The 24,022-nt window shown below is 61.7% G+C and carries 29 protein-coding genes; 12 read left to right on the forward strand and 17 right to left on the reverse strand.

Features of this window, described 5'->3' with window-relative positions; translation table 11 throughout:
* The first annotated feature begins 43 nt into the window (after positions 1–43).
* Positions 44–598 (forward strand): P27 family phage terminase small subunit, encoded by a 555-nt coding sequence (locus LPA36_RS17485; protein WP_228879192.1) that lies wholly within the window; start codon positions 44–46, stop codon positions 596–598.
* Positions 595–1,185: an HK97 family phage prohead protease gene (locus LPA36_RS17490; RefSeq protein ID WP_228879193.1), complete on the forward strand. Its 591-nt coding sequence runs from the start codon at positions 595–597 to the stop codon at positions 1,183–1,185. The genes LPA36_RS17485 and LPA36_RS17490 overlap by 4 nt, the downstream gene beginning before the upstream one ends.
* 82 nt (positions 1,186–1,267) lie before the next feature.
* On the opposite strand, the gene LPA36_RS17495 is transcribed toward LPA36_RS17490, so the two are convergent.
* The 3 genes from LPA36_RS17495 to LPA36_RS17505 form a co-directional block, all read right to left on the reverse strand.
* Positions 1,268–1,792, reverse strand: a complete 525-nt coding sequence (locus tag LPA36_RS17495) for a hypothetical protein (RefSeq protein ID WP_228879196.1) — start codon at positions 1,790–1,792, stop codon at positions 1,268–1,270.
* Between the two features lie 533 nt (positions 1,793–2,325).
* Positions 2,326–3,255 (reverse strand): SMP-30/gluconolactonase/LRE family protein, encoded by a 930-nt coding sequence (locus LPA36_RS17500; RefSeq protein WP_228879198.1) that lies wholly within the window; start codon positions 3,253–3,255, stop codon positions 2,326–2,328.
* On the reverse strand, positions 3,255–4,085 hold the full coding sequence (locus LPA36_RS17505; protein ID WP_228879200.1) for an NAD-dependent epimerase/dehydratase family protein: 831 nt from the start codon (positions 4,083–4,085) through the stop codon (positions 3,255–3,257). Before LPA36_RS17505 ends, LPA36_RS17500 begins: the two co-directional genes overlap by 1 nt.
* 153 nt (positions 4,086–4,238) lie before the next feature.
* On the opposite strand from LPA36_RS17505, the gene LPA36_RS17510 reads away from it, so the two are divergent.
* Positions 4,239–5,240 carry a LacI family DNA-binding transcriptional regulator gene (locus tag LPA36_RS17510; protein WP_228879203.1) on the forward strand — a complete coding sequence of 334 codons (1,002 nt, stop codon included), beginning with the start codon at positions 4,239–4,241 and terminating at the stop codon, positions 5,238–5,240.
* A 52-nt stretch (positions 5,241–5,292) separates the two neighbouring features.
* Here the strand turns inward: LPA36_RS17510 and LPA36_RS17515 are convergent, their stop codons facing one another.
* The 3 genes from LPA36_RS17515 to LPA36_RS17525 form a co-directional block, all read right to left on the reverse strand.
* A complete protein-coding gene (locus tag LPA36_RS17515) occupies positions 5,293–5,757 on the reverse strand; it encodes a DUF2214 family protein (protein WP_228879206.1) in 465 nt (154 codons plus the stop codon).
* A gap of 57 nt (positions 5,758–5,814) precedes the next feature.
* Entirely contained in the window at positions 5,815–6,672 is an 858-nt protein-coding gene (locus tag LPA36_RS17520) for a hypothetical protein (RefSeq protein ID WP_228879209.1), read from the reverse strand.
* A 243-nt stretch (positions 6,673–6,915) separates the two neighbouring features.
* Complete coding sequence (locus tag LPA36_RS17525; protein WP_228879211.1) at positions 6,916–7,980, reverse strand: glycosyltransferase family 4 protein; 1,065 nt, start codon at positions 7,978–7,980, stop codon at positions 6,916–6,918.
* A 749-nt stretch (positions 7,981–8,729) separates the two neighbouring features.
* Between LPA36_RS17525 and LPA36_RS17530 the strand changes: the two genes are divergently transcribed.
* The gene (locus LPA36_RS17530; RefSeq protein WP_228879214.1) at positions 8,730–10,565 is read left to right on the forward strand and encodes an ABC transporter ATP-binding protein; all 1,836 of its coding nucleotides are present in this window, start codon (positions 8,730–8,732) and stop codon (positions 10,563–10,565) included.
* 122 nt (positions 10,566–10,687) lie between these two features.
* Here LPA36_RS17530 and otsA read toward each other — a convergent pair whose 3' ends face one another.
* Together otsA and otsB are read right to left on the reverse strand one after the other, a co-directional pair.
* Positions 10,688–12,121, reverse strand: a complete 1,434-nt coding sequence (gene otsA, locus LPA36_RS17535; protein ID WP_228879217.1) for an alpha,alpha-trehalose-phosphate synthase (UDP-forming) — start codon at positions 12,119–12,121, stop codon at positions 10,688–10,690.
* 58 nt (positions 12,122–12,179) lie between these two features.
* Entirely contained in the window at positions 12,180–12,929 is a 750-nt protein-coding gene (gene otsB / locus LPA36_RS17540) for a trehalose-phosphatase (protein ID WP_228879221.1), read from the reverse strand.
* A gap of 351 nt (positions 12,930–13,280) precedes the next feature.
* Here otsB and LPA36_RS17545 point away from each other — a divergent pair, with 351 nt between their 5' ends.
* Genes LPA36_RS17545 through LPA36_RS17555 form a run of 3 tightly spaced genes read left to right on the forward strand, consistent with a single transcriptional unit; the run spans position 13,281 to position 15,356 of the window.
* Positions 13,281–13,979 carry an SCO family protein gene (locus LPA36_RS17545; RefSeq protein WP_407674299.1) on the forward strand — a complete coding sequence of 233 codons (699 nt, stop codon included), beginning with the start codon at positions 13,281–13,283 and terminating at the stop codon, positions 13,977–13,979.
* 51 nt (positions 13,980–14,030) lie between these two features.
* Complete coding sequence (locus LPA36_RS17550) at positions 14,031–14,462, forward strand: copper chaperone PCu(A)C (protein ID WP_407674304.1); 432 nt, start codon at positions 14,031–14,033, stop codon at positions 14,460–14,462.
* A 9-nt stretch (positions 14,463–14,471) separates the two neighbouring features.
* A complete protein-coding gene (locus LPA36_RS17555; protein WP_228879226.1) occupies positions 14,472–15,356 on the forward strand; it encodes a cytochrome c oxidase assembly protein in 885 nt (294 codons plus the stop codon).
* Between the two features lie 31 nt (positions 15,357–15,387).
* Here LPA36_RS17555 and LPA36_RS17560 read toward each other — a convergent pair whose 3' ends face one another.
* A complete protein-coding gene (locus LPA36_RS17560) occupies positions 15,388–15,858 on the reverse strand; it encodes a GNAT family N-acetyltransferase (protein WP_228879228.1) in 471 nt (156 codons plus the stop codon).
* 211 nt (positions 15,859–16,069) lie between these two features.
* On the opposite strand from LPA36_RS17560, the gene LPA36_RS17565 reads away from it, so the two are divergent.
* The 3 genes from LPA36_RS17565 (at position 16,070) to gvpU (ending at position 18,592) form a co-directional block, all read left to right on the forward strand.
* Entirely contained in the window at positions 16,070–16,507 is a 438-nt protein-coding gene (locus LPA36_RS17565; protein ID WP_228879230.1) for a PRC-barrel domain-containing protein, read from the forward strand.
* A gap of 141 nt (positions 16,508–16,648) precedes the next feature.
* Complete coding sequence (locus LPA36_RS17570; protein ID WP_228879233.1) at positions 16,649–17,863, forward strand: DUF2252 domain-containing protein; 1,215 nt, start codon at positions 16,649–16,651, stop codon at positions 17,861–17,863.
* 267 nt (positions 17,864–18,130) lie between these two features.
* Entirely contained in the window at positions 18,131–18,592 is a 462-nt protein-coding gene (gvpU, locus tag LPA36_RS17575; protein WP_228879236.1) for a gas vesicle accessory protein GvpU, read from the forward strand.
* Positions 18,593–18,774: 182 nt separating this feature from the next.
* On the opposite strand, the gene LPA36_RS17580 is transcribed toward gvpU, so the two are convergent.
* A complete protein-coding gene (locus tag LPA36_RS17580) occupies positions 18,775–19,566 on the reverse strand; it encodes a DNA adenine methylase (RefSeq protein ID WP_228879238.1) in 792 nt (263 codons plus the stop codon).
* A gap of 275 nt (positions 19,567–19,841) precedes the next feature.
* Between LPA36_RS17580 and LPA36_RS17585 the strand changes: the two genes are divergently transcribed.
* Positions 19,842–20,162 (forward strand): hypothetical protein, encoded by a 321-nt coding sequence (locus LPA36_RS17585; protein ID WP_228879241.1) that lies wholly within the window; start codon positions 19,842–19,844, stop codon positions 20,160–20,162.
* A 42-nt stretch (positions 20,163–20,204) separates the two neighbouring features.
* Here LPA36_RS17585 and LPA36_RS17590 read toward each other — a convergent pair whose 3' ends face one another.
* From LPA36_RS17590 to LPA36_RS17615, 6 genes are all read right to left on the reverse strand, one after another.
* Positions 20,205–20,585, reverse strand: a complete 381-nt coding sequence (locus LPA36_RS17590; protein ID WP_228879245.1) for a DUF1353 domain-containing protein — start codon at positions 20,583–20,585, stop codon at positions 20,205–20,207.
* The gene (locus tag LPA36_RS17595) at positions 20,582–21,025 is read right to left on the reverse strand and encodes a hypothetical protein (RefSeq protein WP_228879247.1); all 444 of its coding nucleotides are present in this window, start codon (positions 21,023–21,025) and stop codon (positions 20,582–20,584) included. The genes LPA36_RS17590 and LPA36_RS17595 overlap by 4 nt, the downstream gene beginning before the upstream one ends.
* A gap of 10 nt (positions 21,026–21,035) precedes the next feature.
* Positions 21,036–21,350 carry a hypothetical protein gene (locus LPA36_RS17600; RefSeq protein ID WP_228879250.1) on the reverse strand — a complete coding sequence of 105 codons (315 nt, stop codon included), beginning with the start codon at positions 21,348–21,350 and terminating at the stop codon, positions 21,036–21,038.
* A gap of 8 nt (positions 21,351–21,358) precedes the next feature.
* Complete coding sequence (locus LPA36_RS17605) at positions 21,359–21,601, reverse strand: hypothetical protein (RefSeq protein WP_228879253.1); 243 nt, start codon at positions 21,599–21,601, stop codon at positions 21,359–21,361.
* 65 nt (positions 21,602–21,666) lie between these two features.
* On the reverse strand, positions 21,667–22,137 hold the full coding sequence (locus LPA36_RS17610; RefSeq protein WP_228879255.1) for a glycoside hydrolase family 73 protein: 471 nt from the start codon (positions 22,135–22,137) through the stop codon (positions 21,667–21,669).
* Positions 22,138–22,140: 3 nt separating this feature from the next.
* Positions 22,141–22,404 (reverse strand): hypothetical protein, encoded by a 264-nt coding sequence (locus tag LPA36_RS17615; RefSeq protein ID WP_228879259.1) that lies wholly within the window; start codon positions 22,402–22,404, stop codon positions 22,141–22,143.
* A 117-nt stretch (positions 22,405–22,521) separates the two neighbouring features.
* Here LPA36_RS17615 and LPA36_RS17620 point away from each other — a divergent pair, with 117 nt between their 5' ends.
* Positions 22,522–23,532: a tyrosine-type recombinase/integrase gene (locus LPA36_RS17620; protein WP_228879262.1), complete on the forward strand. Its 1,011-nt coding sequence runs from the start codon at positions 22,522–22,524 to the stop codon at positions 23,530–23,532.
* Here LPA36_RS17620 and LPA36_RS17625 read toward each other — a convergent pair.
* On the reverse strand, positions 23,513–23,860 hold the full coding sequence (locus tag LPA36_RS17625; protein ID WP_228879263.1) for a phage tail protein: 348 nt from the start codon (positions 23,858–23,860) through the stop codon (positions 23,513–23,515). The genes LPA36_RS17620 and LPA36_RS17625 overlap by 20 nt on opposite strands.
* Positions 23,861–24,022 lie beyond the last annotated feature (162 nt).

Genomic DNA, 24,022 nt, shown 5'->3' on the forward strand with positions numbered 1-24,022 from the left:
CGGTTTGAAAAGTTTACGACACCCCTTCTACACGGAGTCAGACATGACCACACGCAAGCCGCGACCACCCCGGACCCGTGACCGTTTCGGCCGTCTTGTCGCGCCTGCTGACTTTGACGAGGCCGAACGGCGTGAGTGGGCGTCGATCGTGAGCGCGCACCCGCCGGGCAAATTCGACGAGTCGCATTCGCACATGCTGCGCTCGCTCGTGAAAACAACCCTGCTGCTGATCGCGGCACATGCGCAGGTAGCAATCGACGGTTTGACCGTGACTGGCCGCGACGGCGTTCGCGAGAATCCGACGCTGCGAACCATCAACCGGCTTGAACAGCAATCGACCCGGCTGAGTTCAAAGCTGGGTCTGAGCCAGGCTGACGCGCGCAACAAGCAACGCGAAGCCGTGCCGGTTGAGTTCAGGGTGTTTGACGATCTGCTGGTCGCTGGCGTGCCGCTGTCACGGCTCAAGGCTGAACGCAGCGGCACCGTTGACGGCGGCCGGATCAAGCACCAGCAACCGCTCTTTCGCAAGTTTCCGGCGCTGTACTTCGCGCTGTATGACGACCTGATCGCCTACCGTGCCGAGCGAGGTATCAGATGAAAAACGCCGCACCGTGGAAGCCGCGCACGTTCCGCGAGCTCTCAGCCGGTCTGCCTGATGTGCCGATCGAAGGCGACGCCCGCAGCATCATTGCCGTGATCGGCATGGCCCGCGACAGTCACGGCAGTCTCGTTTATCCGTCCGGCTGCGAGATCACCAACCTGCCCCGGCCGCTATTGCATGCCCACCACCTCGACGAACCGCTCGGAGCCGTGACCCATGCAACGATCACGAAGGCCGGTCTGCACTTGCGGGCCGTGTTCGCCAGTCCGGCAGACCCAGCCGCGAAGCGGCGCATTGATCGCATATGGAAGAGCGTGTTGTCCGGCGAACTCGCCTGCGTATCCGGCGCTTATGACGTGCTCCCCGGAGGCGGCGAGCCAAACGGATACGGCCCGTATGGCAAAGGCTGGAATGCAAGACGCTGGACACTCCGCGAATTGTCGATTTGCCGCCAAGGCGCGAATCCTACGGCGCGAATCACGGTCGTGACCGGCACCGAAGCCCAGGTGCAACGAGTGATCGACCAAGCACGGCACGAGCACGCCACGCGGCCGAAGGATTACGCGAAGGTCGTGAGGCTTTAGGATCTGGACTGGCCGACGGCCAGCAACCGTCATTCGCCGCGGCGGATCAGGCTCTTGCTCTTTTCGGTCACTGTTGGAACGGTCATAGGACCTTGTTTCCGTAAAAATCTGTCATGCTCGCCAAGCTCACCCATTTCGGGTCGTTTCCTGTCTCCCAGCCCGCCGCCGTTACGTATCTGTAAGGTCGTTTTGCCGCTTTCAATGCATCGCGCCACTTCCCGACGGTCTCTACGGTGCCTGACAATTCCACATAGCGATGGTTATTGTCACCGGTCCTTCCAATCATGCCGAACAACACCTCACCAGCGACAAGCCCGAGATCAGAGTGTTCGAGTTCAACTCGGACAGGATAGTAGTCACGCGTCTTCAACCAACTGATCTCTTTCTTCTCAGGGAGAGAGTAGCGTCCATAGAGGAACGCAGCGAACACAAGCAACGCTACCTTCTCGACCCAACGAGGAACCGGAAGGATCACATCCATGAAGCTCCAATAAAACGCCAGAGCTGCAAGTCCCGCGATTGCGATCAAAGCTAATAGAAAAAGGCCGCCGACCGGCGTGCGACCGACGTAGAAGTCTTTGATTCTTTCGTGGATTTTTTTGAGCATGTCGTTGTGCCCCGCTCACAAGGTTTGTCTGCTTGTCCTCTGCTTCGCGGAGCGATAGTAGCAGACCAGACCTACCCCAAAAAATCGCCGTCGGCGACGGCCGGAGCGCATACCCCGAGCACTGGCATACGAAAAACCCTCATTGACGGCCCTTAGTCGTTCGCCGCACACCCTCAAACGAGGTGCGGCTTTTTGCCCACCTAGTAGGCAAACCGCCATACCAAACGACGCGCCGCGAATGCACTACCTGGGTTTACGCCAGAAAGCCCGATTCACTAACTTGCGCCTAATTGCCGCCATCTGCGGCCTAACTGTGTTCGTGCTGCGCTATACTTGCGTCAGTCCTGCGCGACGCCGACCCTTCACACGGCAGGGGTCACTGGTTCGATCCCAGTACTACCCACCAGAATGTGCGCGAAAAGCCCAGGTCTCACGACCTGGGCTTTTTCCGTTAACCGCCTCCGATGACGCCGGCATGAGGAGCGAATCAGGGCAACTACAAAAGTCGCCCTGTCACTCACACGCTCACACACTCACAGCGCGCCGGCATACTCCGGCTCAGGCAATCCACGCACGCCAGCCCGGATCGCGAACACCGCACCGTCATCGTCCGTTGCGCCCGCGCCTGGACGGATCGATGCCACGAACAGCGTATCGAGATTGCGCCCGCCGAACGCACACATCGAAGGCTTCACGGCCGGCACTGCGATCTGCCGGTCGAGCTTGCCTTCCGGGGTGAAACGAAGGAGCAGACCCGCATCGTTGGCACAGGTCCAGTAACAGCCGTCCGCGTCCACCGCCGCCCCGTCGGGACGCCCCGCGTAATCATGCAGGTCAGCGAACACGCGACGGTTTCGCGGCGTACCGCTTTCGACGTCGAAATCGAACGCCCAGATGAGCCGCTTCAACGGATGCGAGTCCGACAGGTACATCGTCGTGCCATCCGGCGACCACGCGAGACCGTTCTGCGTGATCAATGCGTCGACCACCGGCGCCGAGAGCGCGCCCGCCGCGTCGAAGCAGAACAACGCGCCGAGCGGGCTCGCGAGCGACATGTCCTGCACCATCGTCCCGGCCCAGAAGCGGCCCTGACGATCGCAGCGTCCATCGTTAAAACGCATGCCTTCGGCGGGAAACACCGGCGCAGCCAGCTTCCTGACCTGCGACGACGGAACGGTCACACTCGCGCCGGCCGCACCGCCGGCTTCAGGCAGCGTCACCGAAAAGAGCCCGGTCTCCATGCCCGCAAGCACGCGGCCCGCCCGATCGAATGCAATGCATGCGACCTTCTCGGGCAACACCCACTCCGAACGCACGCCGGTGCCGACGTGCAGCCGCACAATCTTCTGCGCGGGGATATCGACCCAGTAAAACGCCTCTTCCGCAGCGCGCCACACAGGGCTTTCGCCAACCGATGCCTGTCCCGCCGCGTCGATTCTTTCAACCGGTACGCCCACCGACATCACTTGCGCTCCATCGGCTCGCCGAGCACGAATGCACCGCCCTGATACAGCTGCGCAGGATCGTCGCGGTTGTCTGTCGGGGCTGCCAGCGGGAAACGGGACTCGAACTGCACCGAGCTGTCCTGCGGATTGAAACCGAGGAACGCTGCCTTCGTGTTGTCCCACCACTTCACCGGATTATTCGAGGCACCGTAGACGATCGCGTGACCGACGCGGTTCGTGAACAGCGAGCAGCGCACCAGTTCGATGAAATCGCGATAGCTCAGGTAGGTGACGAGCATGCGCGGATTGCGCGGCTCCTCGAACGATGAACCGATCCGCACGCACACGGTTTCCAGCCCGAAGCGGTCGTAGTAGTAGCGCGACAGCGATTCGCCGAAGCATTTCGTCACGCCGTAAAGGCTGTCGGGGCGCATCGGCGAATCGGCGTCGATGACCGTCGTGGTCGGGTGGAAGCCGATCGTATGGTTCGAGCTGGCGAAGACAATGCGCTTCACGCCATACTTGTGCGCGGCTGCGTACAGGTTGTAGAGCCCGCGGATATTGGCTTCGATCAGGTCGTCGAACGGAGCATCCACCGAAATGCCACCCAGATGCACAATCGCATCCACGCCTTCCACCAGCGCATCGACGCCCGCACGGTCAGCCAGATCCAGCACGACCACTTCTTCGTGCGCTGCCGCTTCGCCCATCGGCGCAATATCGGTCACACGCACGATATCGGCCCAGTCTGCCAGCGGTCCGCGCATCTGGACGCCGAGGTTGCCCGCGGCACCCGTCAGCAGAATCCGGTGAAATGGCTTGCGCGCTGCGCCTGATAGATTGCTCATGTTTCAGTGTCCTGTGATTGCGTATGATCGGTGGTCAGCCAGCAAAAAAGCTGGCACGCGAAAACGTTTTCCTACTATAGTTTTTCAGGCGCCGTTGCGTCAAGAAATTTGCCTGAGATCCGGACCGGATTATATAAAAAACGTTTACCTAAAATGAAAAGAACCACACCCACGATTCGCGATGTCGCTGCTGCTGCGGGTGTCTCGGTGGCGACCGTGTCGAAGTACATGAACGGCGCGCAACGCTTCTCCGCGCCCGTCGAAGCCCGTCTGAAAGAGGCGATCGAGCAGCTCGGCTATCGTTCGAACCCGCTTGCCCGCTCGATGATCACCGGCGAGACGCGCACGATTGGCCTCGCGATCCTCGATATCCGCAATCCGTATTTCACCAATATCGTCAAGGGCGCGAACCGCATCGCGCTGCGCCACGACTACACGCTGCTGCTGGTGGATACCGAGGAAAATCAGGAGCGTGAACAGCCGCTGATCGAGGCGCTTGCGCAACGGGTGGACGGCGTCATCATCAGCTCGCGGATGCAGGAAGACGCCATGGAATGGATGACGAAGCTGAACAAGCCCGTTGTCCTGCTCGGCCGCAATGAACAGTGTCCGATTCCGAGCGTGAGCAACGACAGCTATCTCGCCGGATACATGCTCGCCCGACACCTGCTGAATCAGGGGCACCGCCGCATCGCGTATCTGGGGTTCGCCGCGTCCCGCTGGGACGCCGAGCGCATCCGCGGCGCGCACACGTGCCTCTCGGAGGCCGGCCTGAAGCTCGACGTGCACGACGCGCACGCGCCGTCGACGCTCGCCGGCAAGGCCGCCTGCTCTTCCGTCATGCTGGGGCCGGACCGGCCAGAGGCGCTCATCTGCTACAACGACCTGATCGCGCTTGGCTTCATGAAAGAGGCGCTGACGCTCGGCTTCAGGCTGCCGCAGGACCTCTCGGTGACGGGCTTCGACAACGTGCCCTACGGCGAATACGCCGTTCCGGCGCTCACTACCGTCGACCTGCAAAGCGAGAAAATGGGCGAAACCGCGATGCTCAAACTGATCGACGCGCTTGCCGGCAAGCCCGACGCCGGTCACGTTACGCTCGAACCGCGCCTTGTCGTGCGCGAGTCGACGGCGCGGCGCGAAGAGGCGCCCTGATCCGCCGCGCGGCCCATCGGGATGCGGCCACGCATTGCGCATCCCTGACGGCTCAATCCGCGCCGGCGGCCAGCATGATCCCGCGCGCCATGCCTGAGGCGGCAAACACCATCACGACGAGAAGCACCGTCTGAAGCGTGCCGATGCGCGCGAAACGGCCCGCACGGGTCAGGTCGGGCGTCGTACCAGCCTTGAGCGCGATGCGCCAGCGGATGAGCGCCATCATCGGTGCGATTTCCAGCAGAAGAATCAGCACGAGCGCGGTCATCTTGAGATGAAACAGCGGCGCATGCAGGTAGTAGTCGCCGCCCTTCTCGAAGCCGCCGAACGCCCGCATGCCGCCGGTGATGATGAGCACCAGCGCGGACACTCCCCAGCCAGCATCGGCACGGAAAATAGCCGGCAGATCAACGGTCGTCGTGCAACGGCGCAGCAGGCGCGAGCGGCCCAGAATCGACGCGAGCGCGTAACCGAAGCCAAGCAGATGAATGGCGGCAAGCAACCAGCGAAACAGCATGGCGACTCCTTGCGGGCGGGCGGCCCGCCCGATTCAATCGACGTGTTTCCTGCGAAATCAGACTTGCCGCAACATCGAATCGAGCGCGCGGGCGGCCACGCGATCACCTTCCGTAAGAAGCGGCGCACGGAATACGGTCTGCCGGTTGTGTCCGGCTGCGGCCGGCGAATCCCACAACAGCTCGACCTTCGGACGATGCCACCACGCCGCAACGCGCATGCGCGGCACTGGCGTGGCCACCGCCGCATGCGTGACGCCGGCGACAGACGGTTCGGTAGCGAGCGCCGCGACGCCCGCCGGCGGCTGACCGGCGTCCGCTCCGGCAACGTCAGGCCAGCGCACTGACAGTTCGCGCGAATCGTACTGACCGAGCTTGCGGCTTTCGACCCAGACGACGGCAGTACGCGTCACCAGATCGAGCGCGACTGCGTAACGGCCGATCGCATAGCGCCGTGCGGCGGTATTCGTGCGCCACAGCGCGCGCGGACGGCAGATCCACATCACAGCGGCATACAGGGCCGGCGCGGCCACGAGCCAGCCGTTTGTCGCGGCAATTGCGCCGACGGCACGCCGCCAGCCAGCAACCCATACAAACGCGCCGACGGACCAGACCGCGAACACGAAGCCCAGCAGCGCGAAGAGCCGCAACGCCTGACGCAGCCACTGCGGCAGCGGATGAAACGGCCGCTCGGCGCGGGCGCGCGCGCCCGGCAGGAAAATGATCAGGAACAGGAATACGAGGTTGATGCAGACCCACGGCGACGACGCCATCGCGCGCAGCGTGGCAAGCCCGAAACCCATGTCGGACATCGAAAAGAGCCACCGGGCCAGAATCACGAGACCGATGGCGCGCAGCGCGAAAACCGTCCCGGCGCCAGGCGCCGCGTTCGCACGCGTTTCTTTCGTTCTCGCCAAGGCATCCTCCTGTCGTCGGCAGCGCCGCGGGGTAATTTTGCGGCACGGCCATTATAGGGATATTGCTGCGGCGCCTCACGCTCCGCAGCACTGAAACCACGCTCATTCGTGCCCGACGCGGCGCACATGCAACAACGCCCCGCATGCAGTTTGCATGCGGGGCGTTGGATGACTGCGGCAAGCGGGAAAGCGCGCTGCCAGCAGGCGCGATCCCGAAGGGATCTGGCCCGCGTTCAGCCGTTTTTAGCTCGCGTTGACTTCGCGCAGCACGGTGCGGCGCTTGCGGCGCAGCAGTTCTTCGTACGAAGCGAGGTAGTTCTGCGCCATCACCTTCGACGAGAAGCGCGATTCAAACGCCTTGCGGACGTTTTCCCGCGGCAGCGTGTGCAGACGCTTCACAGCGGCGACTGCGCTGATTTCGTCTTCGACGACGAAACCCGACACGCCGTTTTCGATCACTTCCGGCACCGAACCGCGCTTGAACGCGATAACCGGTGTACCGCATGCCATGGCCTCGATCATCACGAGACCAAACGGCTCCGGCCAGTCGATCGGGAACAGTAGCGCGTGCGCGTTGCCGAGGAATTCGGTCTTTTCGGCTTCGCTGATTTCGCCGATGTATTCGACGTGCGGCAGCGACATCAGCGGCTTGATGACTTCTTCGTAGTACGCGCGGTCAGCCTTGTCGAGCTTCGCGGCAACCTTGATCGGCATACCGGCCTGTTCGGCAATACGGATCGCGGTGTCGAGACGCTTCTCCGGCGAAATACGGCCGAGGAATGCGAGGTAGCCCGGCTTCACGTTCGGGATCGGCTTCAGCAGGTTTTCCGGCAGGCCGTGATACACCGTCGACAGCCAGTTCGCCTGTTGCAGCGGCGAGCGCTGGTTGTCCGAGATCGAGACGACCGGCACATCGTTGAACGTGTTGAAGATGGGTTGCAATTCTGGCAGGTCGAGGCGGCCATGCAGCGTGGTCAGATGCGGCGTCGGCTGGCGCGAGAACAGCGAGAACGGGTAATAGTCGATGTGGAAATGCAGCACATCGAATTCGTCCGCGCGGCGGCGCACTTCTTCGAGCAGCAGCATGTGCGGCGCCATCGTGTCGCGGATGGTCGGGTCGAGGCGCAGTGCCTGCGGCCAGAAGGCTTCGAGTTTCGCCGAAGTCTGCGAATCACCGCTCGCGAAAAGCGTAACGTCATGTCCCAGCTCGACCAGTGCTTCGGTCAGGTACGAAACCACACGTTCCGTGCCGCCATACAGCTTGGGAGGAACCGCCTCGTGTAACGGAGCGATTTGAGCGATTCGCATAATGGTGAACTCCTGGTAAAGATCAAGACTACAAGTTTGTTAAAAGCGACTCGCCCGCCCACCCCGTGCGGCTCGCACCGGTGGCGCTGGCCTTATTCATTCGGGAAATTCTGCGATTGAACGCTGGTTGGATTGCCCAGACTGGTCATCGACCCCAGCTGCTGCATCCGGCTTAAAACGCGCGGGCTGCACACTCGTTGACAAACTGTCAGATTTTAGTGAGCCGAACCGAGCGTGCATTATCAGTGCCGGGGCGCGCGCGCGACGTACTACCTTTCAAAGTCTTTATGTTGTTACAAAGGCGAAACACTTTGCAAACCCTTGTTTTACAAGACAGTTTTACATTGAAAGGCCTGCGGTGACAGTAGCGCTCGAGCGCCCGGTCACTGTATCCGGCGATGCCTTCGCAGCAACGTCTGGACCGGATTGTTGAACCGTTCGCCAGCGCGCCGCGACGCGACTGAATGCAATTTGTAATTATATCTCGAAATTTTTCCCGTGCCGAGATGAACCACCGCTCTCCGGGCGGGTCTCGCTAACACATAGCTCGCGAACTTTATTGCGCGAAGTCGAGCGGCCGGCGCCGCTTTATTGCCCTTCACTGCCCGCCGTTTTCCTTTTTTGCAGTCTCAGAAAGTTCTCTGCATGTTTACAATGCGAGAACGTGCGCGTTTTTGTCGCGACCAGGCGACAGGCACGGACGGCCTGCCACTCGCCGTCACTTTATCGACTACCAACACACGAACACATTGGAACATCTGACCATCGCCCAGCGTAACGCCCACAACGCAAAGCTCGCGAGCTATGCGAACCGGCCGCTTGCGTTCCTTTTCCGCTTTATCCGCCGCCATCCGCTCGCGCATGCGATCGTACTGTGCAGCGTGTTTGCGGCTGTCGGATGTGCGCTCGCGTCGCAGTACGCGATCAAGCATCTCATCGACGTGCTTGGCGAAGGCCGTCATCATCCGGGCCCGTTGTGGGGCGCATTCGCGATCCTGGTCGGCCTGATTGCCGCCGACAACCTGCTGTGGCGCATTGGCGGCTGGGTCGCCGCGCACACGTTCGTCGCGGTCACGGGCGACCTGCGGCGTGACCTGTTCCAGTATCTGAGCGGCCATTCGCCCACCTACTACTCGGAAAAACAGCCAGGCATGCTGGCGAGCCGGATCACGGCAACCTCGAATGCGGTCTATACCGCTGAAAACACCACAGCCTGGAACGTGTTGCCGCCGTGCATCGCCGTGCTCGGCGCAATCGTCATGATCATCGCGGTCAACCCGCTGATGGCGGGTGGTCTGATGCTCTGCTCGGCGATCCTTTCGATCGTGCTCTACAAGCTCGCCGGACGCGGTTCGGCGCGTCACCATCACTTCGCATCGAAGGCGGCCTCGGTCGACGGCGAGCTCGTCGACGTGATCAGCAACATGGGCCTCGTGCGCGCCTTCGGCATGACGCTGCGCGAGCAGAAGCGCTTCGGCGATACGGTGAAGGCCGAGATGGACGCGCGCCAGCAAAGCCTGCTCTACCTCGAAAAGCTGCGCCTGCTGCACGCGGTCATCACGGCGCTGCTCTCGGCCGGACTGCTCGGCTGGGCACTGTGGCTGTGGGATCAGGGCCGCGCCACGTCCGGCGACATCGTTCTTGTGAGTTCGCTCGGTTTCACGATCCTGCACGGCACGCGAGATCTCGCCGTCGCGCTCGTCGACGTCACGCAGCACGTGGCGCGTCTCGCCGAAGCCGTGAAGACGCTGCTCGAACCGCACGGCATGCCCGATCGCAAGGACGCCGTGGAACTCGTGCCGCAGGGTGGCCGCGTCGACTTCGAAAGCGTGACGTTCGCGTATCCGCGCCGCCGGCCGATTCTCGATCACTTCGATCTGCATATCGAAGCCGGTCAGCGTGTGGGCCTGATCGGCAAGTCGGGGGCAGGCAAATCTACCGTGCTTGCTCTGCTGCAGCGTTTCTACGACACGCAGGGCGGGCAGATCAGGATCGACGGCCAGGACATCGGCGGGATCTCGCAGGACAGCCTGCGCCATTCGATTGCGCTCGTGCCGCAGGATATTTCGCTGTTCCATCGTTCGGTGTACGAAAACATTGCGTACGGCCGCCCCGAAGCAACCCGAGACGAGGTGATGGCCGCCGCACGTGAAGCGCGCTGCTCGGATTTCATCGAGGCGATGCCGGAAGGCTACGACACGATCGTCGGCGATCGCGGCGTGAAACTGTCGGGCGGTCAGCGTCAACGCATTGCGATCGCTCGGGCGATCCTGAAGAACGCGCCGATCCTGCTGCTCGACGAGGCGACGTCGGCACTCGACAGCGCATCGGAAGAAGCGATCCAGAAGGCGCTCGACCGGCTGATGGTAGGTCGCACGGTGATCGCAATTGCGCACCGTCTGTCGACGCTGCACAACTTCGACCGCATCATCGTGATGAGCGCAGGCAAGGTCATCGACGACGGCACACCGGAAGAACTGCGCAACCGGCCGGGGCTCTATCGCGATCTGCTATCGAAGCAGTACGGCAAGGGAACGACGCTTCACGTCGGCGGCAAGAAGGTCGACGAACAGCACGTGGCCTGAGAAACGTACAAGGCCGCAGAACCTCGTATATGGTAAAAAGGCCGCTTCAGTCCGAAGCGGCCTTTTTACGTCTGGCACGATGCGGGCAGACGTACGGCGCAAACCGCGCGCTGCTTCACACGTCAATCGGCGAGCGAAACCCCTGCCCGCTTTCGCACGCGCTGCACCGGACCGGCTGCCTGCAGGTCGCGCATGAAATTGTCGCGCCACACGGAAACGTTGTTCTCACGCAGCTGCGCCATCATTTCCCGGTAGCGCGACTGGCGCTCGACAAGCGGCATCGCGAGCGCGGTCGCCAGCGCTTCGGCCATGCCGTCGATATCGACGGGGTTCACGATCAGCGCGCCATTCAGTTCCTGCGCCGCGCCCGCGAAACGCGAGAGTACCAGCACGCCAGGATCGTCCGGGTCCTGCGCCGATACGTACTCTTTCGCGACGAGGTTCATGCCGTCGCGCAGCGGCGTCACGTAGCCGACGTGCGACGCGCGAAACAGCGCCGCCAGCACCTGCCGCTCGTACTGCCGGTGGATATAGCGGATCGGCGTCCAGTCCAGCTCGGCGAAACGGCCATTGATGCGCCCCGATTCACCTTCCAGCTGCAGACGGATGTCCTGGTACGCATGCATGTCGGCGCGCGTCGGCGGTGCGATCTGCACGAACGACACCTTGTTGCGTTGCGCCGGCGAATGCTCCAGCAGACGCTCGAACGCGCGGAAACGCTCGACCAGTCCCTTCGAATAATCGAGCCGGTCGACACTCATGATCAGCTTGCGCGAGTGCAGCGTTGCGCGCATGGTGCGCACGGGCTTGCCGCTCTCGCCGGCTCTCGCCAGCTCGGCGATCTCATCCGGATAGACGCCGATCGGATAAGCCGCCGCATGCAGCGTGCGGCCGAAGGCGTGCACCGTCGTCGGACGGCCGTTGACCGGGGCGTCGATCGTGCCGTTCGCCTCGTGCACGACGTAATCGCAAAAGGAGCGCAGGTCGGGTTCCGTCTGGAAGCCGAGCAGATCGAACGAACACAGCGACTCGACGAGTTCGCGATGCGGTGGCACCGCGAGCAGCACCTGCGAGGCGGGAAAGGGAATGTGCAGGAAAAAGCCGATGCGATTCTTCACGCCCGCGGCGCGCAGCGCCTTCGCGAACGGGATCAAATGGTAGTCGTGTACCCAGATGACGTCATCCGGACGCAGCAGCGGCACGAGTTGCTGGGCGAGCCACGTATTGACGCGGCAATAGCCTTCGAAATCGTGCCGGTCGTACTGCACGAGGTCCGCGCGATAGTGGAACGCGGGCCACAGCGTCGCGTTCGAAAAGCCGCGGTAGTACTGGTCGTAATCGCGCCGCACGAGGCCGATGGTCGCGAACGTCACCGGCCCGCGTTCCTCGACGCTGATCTGCGGCTGCCCGGACGACAGCACGTCGCCGCTCCAGCCGAACCACATGCCGCCGGTTTCCTTCAACGCGTCATAAACGCCGACTGCCAGTCCGCCCGCCGCGGGGCCGCCTTCCGAGATCGGTGCGACCCGGTTCGATACGATGATCAGTCGACTCATGAAGCGCAATTCTCACGCTGAAAAAAAGAGGCACTGCGAAGGATGGGCCGCATGGACGTCACGCCTTGCCGGCGGCCGCGACAACGGCGGCGAGCCAGTCGATCAGCGCGCTGACGGAATCGAGCCGCGTTCTCGCGACCGAATCGCCGCCGCCGACCTTGATCGACACACCACCGCGTTCGTTGACGACGGCGAAGCCTTTTTCGTCGGTCAGGTCGTCGCCGGCGAAAACAGGCGTGCGGCCGGTGAACGGCGGCTCGTCGAGGAAGGCCCGCAGCGCACGCCCCTTGTCGACGTCCTTCGGCTTGATTTCATAGACCATCTTGCCCGGCTGCAGCACATACGCTTCCGGATATTCCGCGACGAGACGGCTGGTGGACTCACGTGCGACGGCTTCGCGCTCGGGCGCATTGCGATAGTGCAGCGCGACGGCCGCGCCCTTGATCTCGAGCAGCATGCCGGGATTCGTGCGAACGACGGCGGCAAGTTCCTGCTCCATGCGCAGCAGGCGGTCGTCGTTAAAGCCGGTGCGCTGCGTATCGCCGTTCGCGTCGCGCCGCTCGGCGCCGTGCAGACCCGCAATCGGCATGTCAGGCATACCGAGAAACGAGTCGATGCTGTCGATGCCGCGCCCCGAAACGATCGCAACCGCGCCGTTCGTGAGGCCGCGCAGCGCGCCCAGCAACTCGATGACCCGGGGTTGCACCAGCACGCCGTCGGGCGTCGGCGCGAGCTCGACGAGCGTGCCGTCGAAGTCGAAGAAAAAAGCCGTCTCGCTCGGAGACAGAACAGCCGGAAGTGCTCGCATCGTTTTGTCTTGCCTTTCAGCCGCTTGCAGCCGGAAAAGTGTGCGCATCTTACCGCGCATCCGCCAATTTTTCGAGAAAGTAAGGCTGGCGCGTTGACTGGCCGGACATCCGCCCCCTCCGGTCAACCCGATTCCATCCGGAAACAGAACAATCCGGTTTCACGCAGCTTTCAGTCGCGTGTGACATTTTGCCCCGGTCACCTGATGCTGGCGGGCGTGCAGGCACATCGTCCGACGAATTGCGCTAAAGTCGCAGCCACCGCCGCGTTGCATGGAACGCCGCCGTTGTTCCGGAAACTGCAGCAACGGCGGTCATACCCGCATTGTTTAATCGAGTCATCGAGAACCCATTTGTTCCCGCCCGTCCCGTTCCGCCGTCAGACACAACAACTGCGTCGACCGTCCCGCAAGGCTGAAAACCGGCCGCGCGCGCAGCGTGGCACGTCGCGTAGCCTGCTTGCGTTGCTGACCGCCGCGTTCGCCACACTTGCCAGCGGTGCGCTCACCGCCTGCTCGCACGACGACGCGCCGTGGCAACTGACGAATGTCAGCGGTCACCTCCCCGACCTCCAGTTCGCGCTGACCGGCGACGACGGCAAAGCCGTCACCGGCGACAGCTTCAAGGGTCGTGCCGCGCTCGTCTACTTCGGTTACACGCACTGTCCGGATGTCTGCCCTGAAACGATGGGCCGGCTGATGCAGGTCATCGACCGGCTCGGCCCGGACGCGCAAAAGGTGCGCATCCTGTTCGTGACCGTCGACCCCGCCCGCGATTCGGCACAGGCACTGCATGACTACGTGGGCGCGTTCGATGCGAAGCATGCATACGGGCTGACGGGCAGCGACGCCGAAATCGAAGGCCTCGCAAAACGCTATCGTGTCGCCTACCAGATGGAAAAGCGCGAGCCGAAAGGCAACTACGAAGTCACCCACAGTTCCGCCATCTACGTGTTCGACGCAGCGGGCCACGCGCGCCTCCTCGCCACCGATCACGATTCACCCGACGTGATCGCCCACGATCTGCGCCGTATCATCGACACCCGTTCCTGATTCACGCCAACCCTGACACTTATGCCGATCAAGCTCTCTTCTTCGACCGCAATGGCCGCGATTTTCACGGCCGCCACGCTCTTTGGCGCCACCGCCCACGCGGCCGGCGCGCAAGCCATCACGACGCAGGATGCGTGGGTTCGCTGGCTGCCGAACAACCTGCCCGCCGGCGGTTATGTGACGCTCATGAACGCGAGCGACAAACCCATCGATCTCGTCGATGTGTCGAGCGACGACTACGGCAGCGCGATGCTGCACCAGACCATCTCGAACGGCTCGACACAAAAGATGGTGATGGCGGACAAGCTCACCGTACCGGCGCACGGTCAGGCGAAGATTGCGCCCGGGGGCTATCACGTGATGCTCGAAGAGCCGAAGCACAAGATCGCGCCGGGCGACACGGTGCATCTGAAACTGAAATTCTCCGACGGCGAAACGCTCGACACGCCGTTCGCCGTCAAGTCGCCCTCGCAGACGAAGTAACCCCGTACGATGAACCTGCTCGTCTGGCTCGAACCCTGGGAGTTCTCTCCGACAGTCGTCATCGCGATTGTCGCGGCGGCCGTGCTGTTCGCTCGCGGCGTGAGCAAGGCGAAGGTATCGATCGCGCGGCAACTGTCGTTCTGGTTCGGGCTGGTGGCGCTATACATCGCGCTTCATACGCGGCTCGACTATTTCTTCGAGCATGAGTTTTTCATGCATCGCGCGCAGCACCTCGTGCTGCACCATCTTGGGCCGTTCTTCATCGCGCTGTCGTATCCGGGCGCCGCGATCCGCGCGGGCATTCCGTTCAGCTGGCGGCAGCGCTTCGTGCGGCCCATGTTGCAAACACGCGCCGTGCGCGCAACGCTCGACGTGGTCATGCATCCGGTGGTCGCGGTCGTGCTGTTCGTCGGTCTGATTTATTTCTGGCTGCTCTCGCCCGTGCATTTCGTCGCGATGCTCGACTGGCGGCTTTATCGCGTGATGAACTGGAGCATGGTGATCGACGGCCTGCTGTTCTGGTGGCTCGTCCTCGATTCGCGCCCGGCGCCGCCGGCGCGTCTTTCACCCGGCCGGCGCGTGCTCGTGGTGATCGCGGCAATTCCACCGCAACTTGTGCTTGGCGCGTTCATCTTCTTTTCGCCGCGCGAACTGTATCCAGTTTATTCGATTTGCGGACGGGCATTCACATGGCTGAGCCCGATGCGCGACCAGCAGATCGGCGGCCTGCTGCTGTGGATTCCAGGTTCGATGATGAGTGTGATCGGCGCGCTCATCGCGCTGCGCCACTGGATGCGGCTCTCGGGCCGGGCGCGGCTGCGCGAGGAACATACGTCGCCTGCGAAGGCAGTGAGTGCGGCGAATGCGCGCCCGTCGCCGGTTCGTCACCCCTGAACTGACGGACGCGATACGTATCGCGCGCCGCTCAGGCGGAACGCATCCAGACGTGCGGGATGCCGTCCTCTTCGTGGATATCTGAAATCGCTTCAAAACCGAACGCGCCGTAAAACGGTTGCAGATGCGCCTGCGCATGCAGACGGATCGGCGTGGTCGGCCATTGCGTAGCGATATGTCCGAGCGCGCGTTCGAGCATTTGGGTGCCCAGCCCCTGACCGCGAAAATCCGCGGTCGTCAGCACACGGCCGATGCGGATATCGGTTTCGCTCTCGTCCGGCAGGAGCACACGCAGGTATCCGGCAAGCTTCGCGCGCGGCTCGCTCTGGCCGTACGCAAACAGGTGCCACGCCTCCGTGTCGAGGCCGTCGATGTCGCCATACAGGCAGTTCTGCTCGACGACAAAGACCGCGCTGCGCGCCGCCAGCATGTCATAGACCTCGGCGGGGGTCAGGTCGTCGAAGGCTTTCCAGCGCCATTCGATCATCAAGGGCTGATCCATATCAATCTGCTTCGGGGAAGCGCTTGCGCGCACATCAAAGCCGAATTATGCCGCGCCGCGCCCGTGAAGGCCAATCCGATGCACGCTCGTCCCGTGCGCCGCCGGGCTGTTGTGTGCCTGGTCGGCAAACTGCAGCCTGTAAAGAAACGCGGCAGAATCCTTGAAGGCCTGAACGGTCCCTGATTGTCCAATTCCCTCGACAAGGAAGAACATGAAATCGAAACTCATCGCCGCATTGATCGTGTCGTCACTCGGATTCGCTGCCACGCAGGCGCAGGCGCAGGTGGCCGGCACACAGCAGATCGGTATCAGCGTGGAAGTCTCGCAGGCCATTCTGGAGGGCTGGAGCGTGCGCAAGTCGATCCTGAACAAACCGGTCTATAACGAACAGGGACAGCGCGTCGGCGTGATTCACGACATCATCGTCGCACCGGATGCGTCGGTTTCGTTCGCGATCATCGCAGCCCAGCAATTCCTTGGCGTGTCGCATCACGACGTGGCAATTCCGATCGAACAGCTCGATTTCGTCGATGGCAAGCTGACGCTGGCCGGCGCAACAAAGGCCGCGATCAAGGCGTTGCCGGAGTTTCAGTATGCGAAGGTGCGCGCCACGCCGGAACCGCGGACCGACTATAAGGAACATCATTGACGTATCGCCGCGGACCCGATGGTTCGCGACACGGAGTGGGCGCGCCCCACTCCTGCAACCTGTTTCAGGCGACCGCGTGCGGACGGCCAGTATGGCGTTTGAGCGCGGCCACCCGCCCACCGTGTTGAAGCGGGAGTCGCCATGACCGACGTCATCACTGAAATCACGCGCTTTAACGCCGGGCGCGATCCAGAACGGCTTGCCATGAAGTACGCCGCGATGCGTACTTCGGCGTTTGTCTTCCTGCGCGGCACCTGTCACCTGTTCTACGCGCGCATGCCAACGGGCGGGATCCTCGACGGCATCCCGCAGACGTGGATTTGCGGCGACATGCATCTGGAAAATTTCGGCAGCTACAAGGCCGACAACCGGCTCATCTATTTCGACATCAACGATTTCGACGAAGCCTGCCTCGCGCCGTGCCTCGCGGAACTCGCACGTCTGCTCGCGAGCGTGCTCGCCGCCGCAGACGGCCTGCGCGTCAGCCGCGCGGAAGCGCTAGCGCTCTGCCATACCGCGATCGACGCATACAGCGCCGCACTGCGCTTAGGCAAGGCACGCTGGATCGAAGAGGAACTTGCGACCGGCATGGTGCGCGAATTGTTCGACACGTTGCACGAGCGCACGCGCGTCGATCATCTGAACCGGCGCACGGAACTGAAAGGCAAGAAGCGGACGTTAAAGGTCGACGGGAAAAAAGCGTTGCCCGTCGACGATAAAACGCGCGCCGCCGTCACCGCGTTCATGAGCGCGTTCGCAGCGAGCGAGCCAGACCCGTCGTTCTACAGGATGATCGACGTCGCGCGACGCATCGCTGGAACGGGCAGCCTGGGCGTCGATCGATATGTGATGCTCGTGGAAGGCAAAGGCTCGCCGGATGGCAACTATCTGATCGATCTGAAAGAGGCGTTACCTTCTTCGGTCGCACCGTACGTGAAAACGAAGCAGCCCGCCTGGGGTAGCGAGGCGCAGCGTGTCGTCGCGATCCAGCAGCGCGCGCAGGCGGTGTCGCAGGCGTTCCTGCACGCGGTCGAATTCAATGGAAAGCCGTACGTGTTGCGAAGCCTGCAACCCTCGGAAGATCGTGTGACGCTCGCGAACTGGAACGGCAAGCTCTCGCGGCTCGAATCGGTCGTGAACAACATGGCCGAATTGAGCGCGTGGTCACAGTTGCGCAGCGGTGGTCGAGAAGGCTCTGCGATCGCCGACGAGCTGATCGCGTTCGGCAACGGTACCGACTGGCACATGCCGCTCATCCAGCTCGCCGTGCAATGCGAAGCTCAAGTGATGACCGACTGGCAAGCGTACTCGGCTGCGTACGACAAAGGGGCCTTTGGCGCGCGCGCGAAGGGCTAGCGATCGCGTCGTACTGCCTGGGATTGATCTGCGTTGAAGGCGTGGCGGCAGAAAAAAGAAAAGCCCCGATTTTTCGGGGCTTTTCTTTCACTGCTGGAGGCGCGAGCCGGAGTCGAACCGGCCTAAACGGCTTTGCAGGCCGCTGCATACTTATTATTTTCAATATGTTATGAGATTTAACCGCGAAACCTAACCACACCTCTTTGCAACGTTCAAACCGTGCTTTCGGATATTATCCAATCTCCCAAACCCGAGAGAGGCCTGCACATGAGTACTCAGAACGCCGAACCTGCCGGCCAACCATCGCTTCCCCAGTATGTCGTTACTGCGGCAGAAAATGATTGGTTTCTTCGATCGTTGGTGAGCATGGTGAATAGTTCCGATACGACCTTTGGCATTACTCTGAACGTCAGTGGCATGCTAATAAGCGGCCAGCTCGTCGGGGGTAAGCAATACTTCGAGGGCTTCGCCGCTACATTTGCAGGTGCCATTCAAGATCCGAGCGAAGCGGACAGCATCCGGGAAGGTTTTGCGTCTCACGGCAGCGTTTATGTCAACACTGACGGGACTTACAAGCAAGACATGGAAGCACCATCGTACGTTCATCTGAAGAACTGTCGCTACTTTCACCCCAGCGGCAATCCCATTCCTGGCAACGGCGGAGTATGGTGGCGAGGGCGAATTCGGGAAGTCGGCGGGTTTGCGCTTGGCGAACTGAGCAGCAGTTAGCCGCGACGGCGGCCTTGAACAATTCGAGGCCGCATTGCACCCCTTAGTTCAGGGGGTGCAATGATAAGCAGACCGCCACCAGATCAAGCTCTACTACACTGCTGTAGCAATCCCCGTAGCAACGTATTTTCCCGCCTCGCAGCAAAAAGAGAGCTCGCTCAAGCGAGCTCCCACCCTGCGGCTTAGAACAATCCTGCGGGCTGCGCAGCGTCATCCCAGCTGAAAATAATCACTTCCTTCCGCAGTGCTTCGCGACCTCCGCCGCCGACGGTGTACTTGATGTCAACGGTCTCAATGTAAAAACCATCGAATGCCCGCCGGATCTCGGGATGGTCGTTGAGGCTTACGATCGCTCTGCCCTTCAGCTTCCGCAGGCGATCAGCCATCTCGACATATTCAGAGTATGGAAACGGCACGCCGTAGCCTTCTGTCTGCCAATACGGCGGATCCAGATAGAACAGCGTGTGCGGCCGATCATAGCGCTCGACACATGTCTTCCAGTCCAAGCTCTCGACGAACGTGTTGGACAGCCTGAGATGTGCAGCAGACAGCGTTTCTTCGAGCCGAAGCAGGTTTAGGCCGGGCGGCGTCGTAGTTGCCGTCCCGAACGACTGTCCCTCCACCTTGGCGCCGAAACAGTTGTGCTGCAGGTAATAAAACCGTGCTGCGCGCTGGATGTCGGTAAGCGTTTCCGGGACGGTGTCTTGCAACCACTTGAATACCTGCCGGCTCGTGAGCGCCCATTTGAACTGGCGAACGAACTCCTCGAGGTGATGCTGCACGACACGGTACAGGTTCACCAGATCGCCGTTGATATCATTGATTACCTCGACCTTCGCCGGTGGGCGCATGAAGTACAGCGCGGCCCCGCCCGCGAAGACCTCGACGTAGCATTCATGTTCCGGAAAGCGCGGGATCAGATGGTCTGCGAGACGACGCTTTCCGCCGATCCATGGAACGATGGGTGTAGCCATATATGGAATTGCCTTTTCTGTTTTAGGATAGAATTCGGCCCGCCTACCGGTAGGTAGCAGGGCCTTGGCTAATTCACTGGCAATAGCAGTGGAAAGGCGGCGACGAGAATGCGCAAACATACTCGCCGTCGCCCTGTCTTCTCCCGCGCCGCAAAGCACGGTCAAAGCAACTTTGAAAGCCGGCGCGACCGGCTGAAGTGATGCTGCCGCGATACCTCAATGGGCATTTTGAGGTAATGTATTACTGTATATTCATACAGTATCAGCGGTGCAATATGGCCCTACCTCAATTTGATCCCCCCGCCTACGACGAACTCCAGTCGTGGTGGCGCCAGTACCGCAACAAAGACATCCGGCGGCTCATACTGGAGGTCCAGGCGCAGCGCTACGCGGTCGCGGAGCTGCGAATGCTCGTCGAGGTGGCTTGCCGGAGAGCGGAAGAAGACACCCCCGATCCCGACAGACGCCGGGATCTGCTTCGCGCACTACGACGCCGCCTGCAAGAGGAGATACAGCGCGTCGGACGGATCTATGCGCCGGTCGAGATGAGCGAGGAAACGAAGCGCAAAATGCGCGCGCCGCTTCCGAGAAGGTGAAAAGCCGGACGAGTGGCCCGCATCGATCGCGGGCCACAAGCATCAGGCTGTGGCGCGATCGGGCCTCCAATGCGATCCGCCGCCAATACGCACCCCAATCCACATCAACCATCGGCGCCACGCCGGCACACCCGTGACGGCCGATGCTTCCTTCAGCACTGCATCGGCGAGCACGCGCGCCACCGGCCGCGTTGTGTAGAGGAAGTCATGCACCACGCTCGCCTCGTTGCTCGTGCCGCCGGCCAGCCAGTACGCCAACGGGATCCGTGGCACGCTCGCTAGGTCGGTCTCGAAGCCGACGGGCACGGTGAACGTCGTGCCGGCCACGTCGGATTGATAGATCAACGGCGCCGTCAGGACCCACCTCCCGTCGTCGAGCCCGGTGGCGTTTTCCATCGCCAGGCGCGTCAGGAAAGCACTCACGACGCAATAGCCTCGCTCGCGGGAATCGGCGCGACAGGCGTGCCATAGACAACAAGCCAGTTCGACAGCGCGAGCGACGCGGCACCGAGCGAGATCCGGATAGTAGTCGCCGTGCCGGGATCGACAGGCAGTAGCGCGACGAGACCAATCATCTCCGGGATCGCCGTATTGACCAGCGAGCTTACGTTCGCTGGATCGAGCGACGCCACGGCCTTGCAAAGGTCGCCGTTGTCATCTGTGAGTTGCGCGACGGCATCGTCGCCTGACAACGACGCCCGCAGGTTGAGCAGCACAGGCTGAACGATGGCGCACGCGTCCTTCGCGTGCTTCTGCGCACCCGCAGCGAGCGTTGCGACGGTTTGTTGTTGCAGCGAAGTGCAGCCGCCGAATGCGATGGACGCGACGAGCCCTGCCGCGAGCAGCATGATGGAGCGTTTCATAGTGGATTCCCTAGTGGAGGATTTTCACGGCCGAGACGGCCGCATTGGAGACAGCGTCAGCGACGTCGGACACCGTTGCGCCGGCGGCCGCGATGCTCGATGAAGCGTCGACGCCCTGCTCCGTCAGATCGACGGTCACGGTGTCTCCGGCCTTCGTGATATGTGCGACGACAGATCCGGCGTTCTTGCCAGACGTGACCTTCGCCTCACAACAGATGACCGATTGCGATGCCGTGTCGTAAAACGGTTTGACCGCGTACTGCGTGATGCCGGCGTACAGGTTCATACAGCCGGACAACACACAGACGAGCGACAGGCACAACATGGTGCGGATCATTGTGCGGACGGCGTCGGGGGAGCCGGCATCGCGCGAGCGACCGGCACATACCCGGCCGACGGCACCGGCGTCGCGCCCGCGATCGCACGCCGGTTCGTGACCGCATGCCAGCCGGTGATCAGGCTGATTAGGCCAAAGCACGCGTAGCGCAGCTCCGGATCGTTGATGTGCAGCAGGTCCATTGCCGCGATAAACGCGAGCAGCAGACCCACCGATATGGGCTTGGTCAATTCATTCATCTGGGGCTCCTCAAATAAAAAAATCCGCACAAAGGCGGATCGGTAACTGCCGGATGCAAGACAACTCAGATCGCGACAACCGGCTCGTCGAACTGGTTCAGCTTCCGGCCTGTGATGATCGCGACGAGCTTCATCGCGTACTGCGGATCGGTTGCGTAACCGGCCTCTTGAACCGCCTGCGCGAACGACGGGCCGTCCGCGCAGGCAAACGCCGGCTTGTAGCGCGGATTCTCAAGCAGGAAGCGCGCGTGGTCTTCGATGCTGGCGAACCAGCTGTTGTACTGCCGCCATCTCGCCTGCACGGTCACGCGCTTGCCGGCGACATACTCTGTCGTCGGCAATGTGAACGTCGGGCCTTTCCAGCTCGCGTCAGCCTTGATACCGAACAGGTTGAAGCCGATCTGCGCAGATCGCGACGCGCCCCAGCTGGATTCGAGCGCAGCCTGCGCGACGGTGAAGCTGACCGGAATCCGCGTGCGGGCGGCGGACAGCTGCGCAGCCGGAGCAATGGCTGCAATGAAGTCTTCCGGTTTCATGTCCTACCCCATGAAGAACTTGCGAAGCGGCTCAACCCACCCGTGATCAGCGCCTGAGCCCTTCCACGCGAGATAGAGCAGGATCACGATGAAGAACTTGCGGATGAGCCCAAAGGCGCCCTTGCCAACGTCCCGATAGAAATCGTTACGCATGTGCGCGCGCAGGGACGCCGCGAAATATTTCGAGAGATCCTCGACATCTTCCTGTTTCAACTGCAGGCGTTGCAGGAGTTCGCTGGGAATCTCCGGCATCTGGTCTTCTGGCATTTGCCTCCCCGATGAATGAAAAGCCACTTTGCGAGCGGCAAAAAAAAGCCACCCGAGGGTGACTGGTTGTGCTCCTGCTGTTTTTTTAAATCTGAACCATAATCGCGGCTTTTCGTCATGAAACTGACTCGCCTGCGCAACCCCATCGTTCCCACACTCGCCGCTATCATTGACCGCTATCTGCGCGAAGTGTCTGTACTCAAGAAGGGGTTGATCGCGGAGCAGTCAATCGCGCGGACATGGCTGGCCACGAGACTCGCTGGCCGACCGATTAATCGCATCCGCAACACCGACCTGATCGAGATCCGCGACGCATGGGCCGAAACGAAAGCCGCTTCGACGGTCGTCAGGCGACTCGCCTTTCTGTCTCACGTCTACACCGTGCTGCGCAAAGACTGGGGTTGGACAGAGCTGGCAAACCCCGTGCAACTCGTGCGACGGCCGACTGTCAACGATGCACGTGACCGCCGGCTGTTCGACCGGATACAACTTCGCGGCATCTCCGAAGCGGACTGCCCGCGCGAAGAGCTCGACTGGATCATCCAGTCGACCCGATCCGTCGAGCTTCCAGTTATCGTCACAGTTGCATCGGAATCATGCATGCGCCGATCGGAGATATGCGGTATCCAGCGTGAACATGTTGATCTGGTTCACGGCGTTGTCCGACTGCTCGATACTAAAAACGGCTCGGCACGCGACGTGCCGCTAACGCCACTGGCGAAGGAAACCTTGCGTCGCTGGCTTGTCGGCAAGCCGCTGCGTGGCCGTATCTTTTCGATGCGGCCTGGCTCTGTGACAAGAGCGTTCATTCGCGCGAGACGCCGCGCACGAAAGTGCTACGAGGCGCTTTGCCGGCGTCACGCGAGACGCCCCAATCCCGCGTATTTCCACGACCTCAGATTCCATGACCTCCGGCACGAATCAACCAGCGCGCTCGCACCTGTTTTCGAATTGCATGAACTGGCAAAGATCACAGGCCATACCGACACGCGGATGCTCCTGCGCTACTACCACCCTAACGGATGGGAACTTTCGCAGAAGATCGCACGTAGCCCGCTCGGGAAACGTCAGCTGCAGATGTTGCGAGAGTCACGCCTGACCGCGCACGTCAGTTCGTCTCTGCGGTAACCGGAGCGGTTTCCGTAAGCCAAGCAGGGATGGCACCGAGACCGTTGTAGCTGGTCTCGCTTCCGTTGACCTCGACCACACTATCGATCACGTATTGCTCGCCGGAGTCGGCGCGATACAGCGCTGCGCCACGGTTGTCTGCAACGATGGCCCAGACGTTCCCTTGCCACTGCGCTACCTGGCCTGCAGGGGCTACGGGCGGTGCGACTTCGACCGCACCGTATGGCACGTTGAAGTCTCCCGGCGATAACGGCAACTCATTGGCAATCGTTTCATAGAGGTAAGCTCCGTTCGGAGCGGTCTGATAGACGGTTTTCGTTTTGCTCATAGTCAACTCCTAAAAGTATTTGCACTGCAAATGCGAGAGCGCTTGGTAGCGCGCAATCGCACGCGTTTCAGACCCACAATCACGCGCTTTTAACTTCTACCGGACCTGGGTCAGTTTTCGCGGTCTCAATACCTAACAATCAACTGGCGACCGCGAATCAAA

Source organism: Paraburkholderia saeva (assembly GCF_907164555.1).
In the GTDB taxonomy this organism is placed as follows: domain Bacteria; phylum Pseudomonadota; class Gammaproteobacteria; order Burkholderiales; family Burkholderiaceae; genus Paraburkholderia; species Paraburkholderia saeva.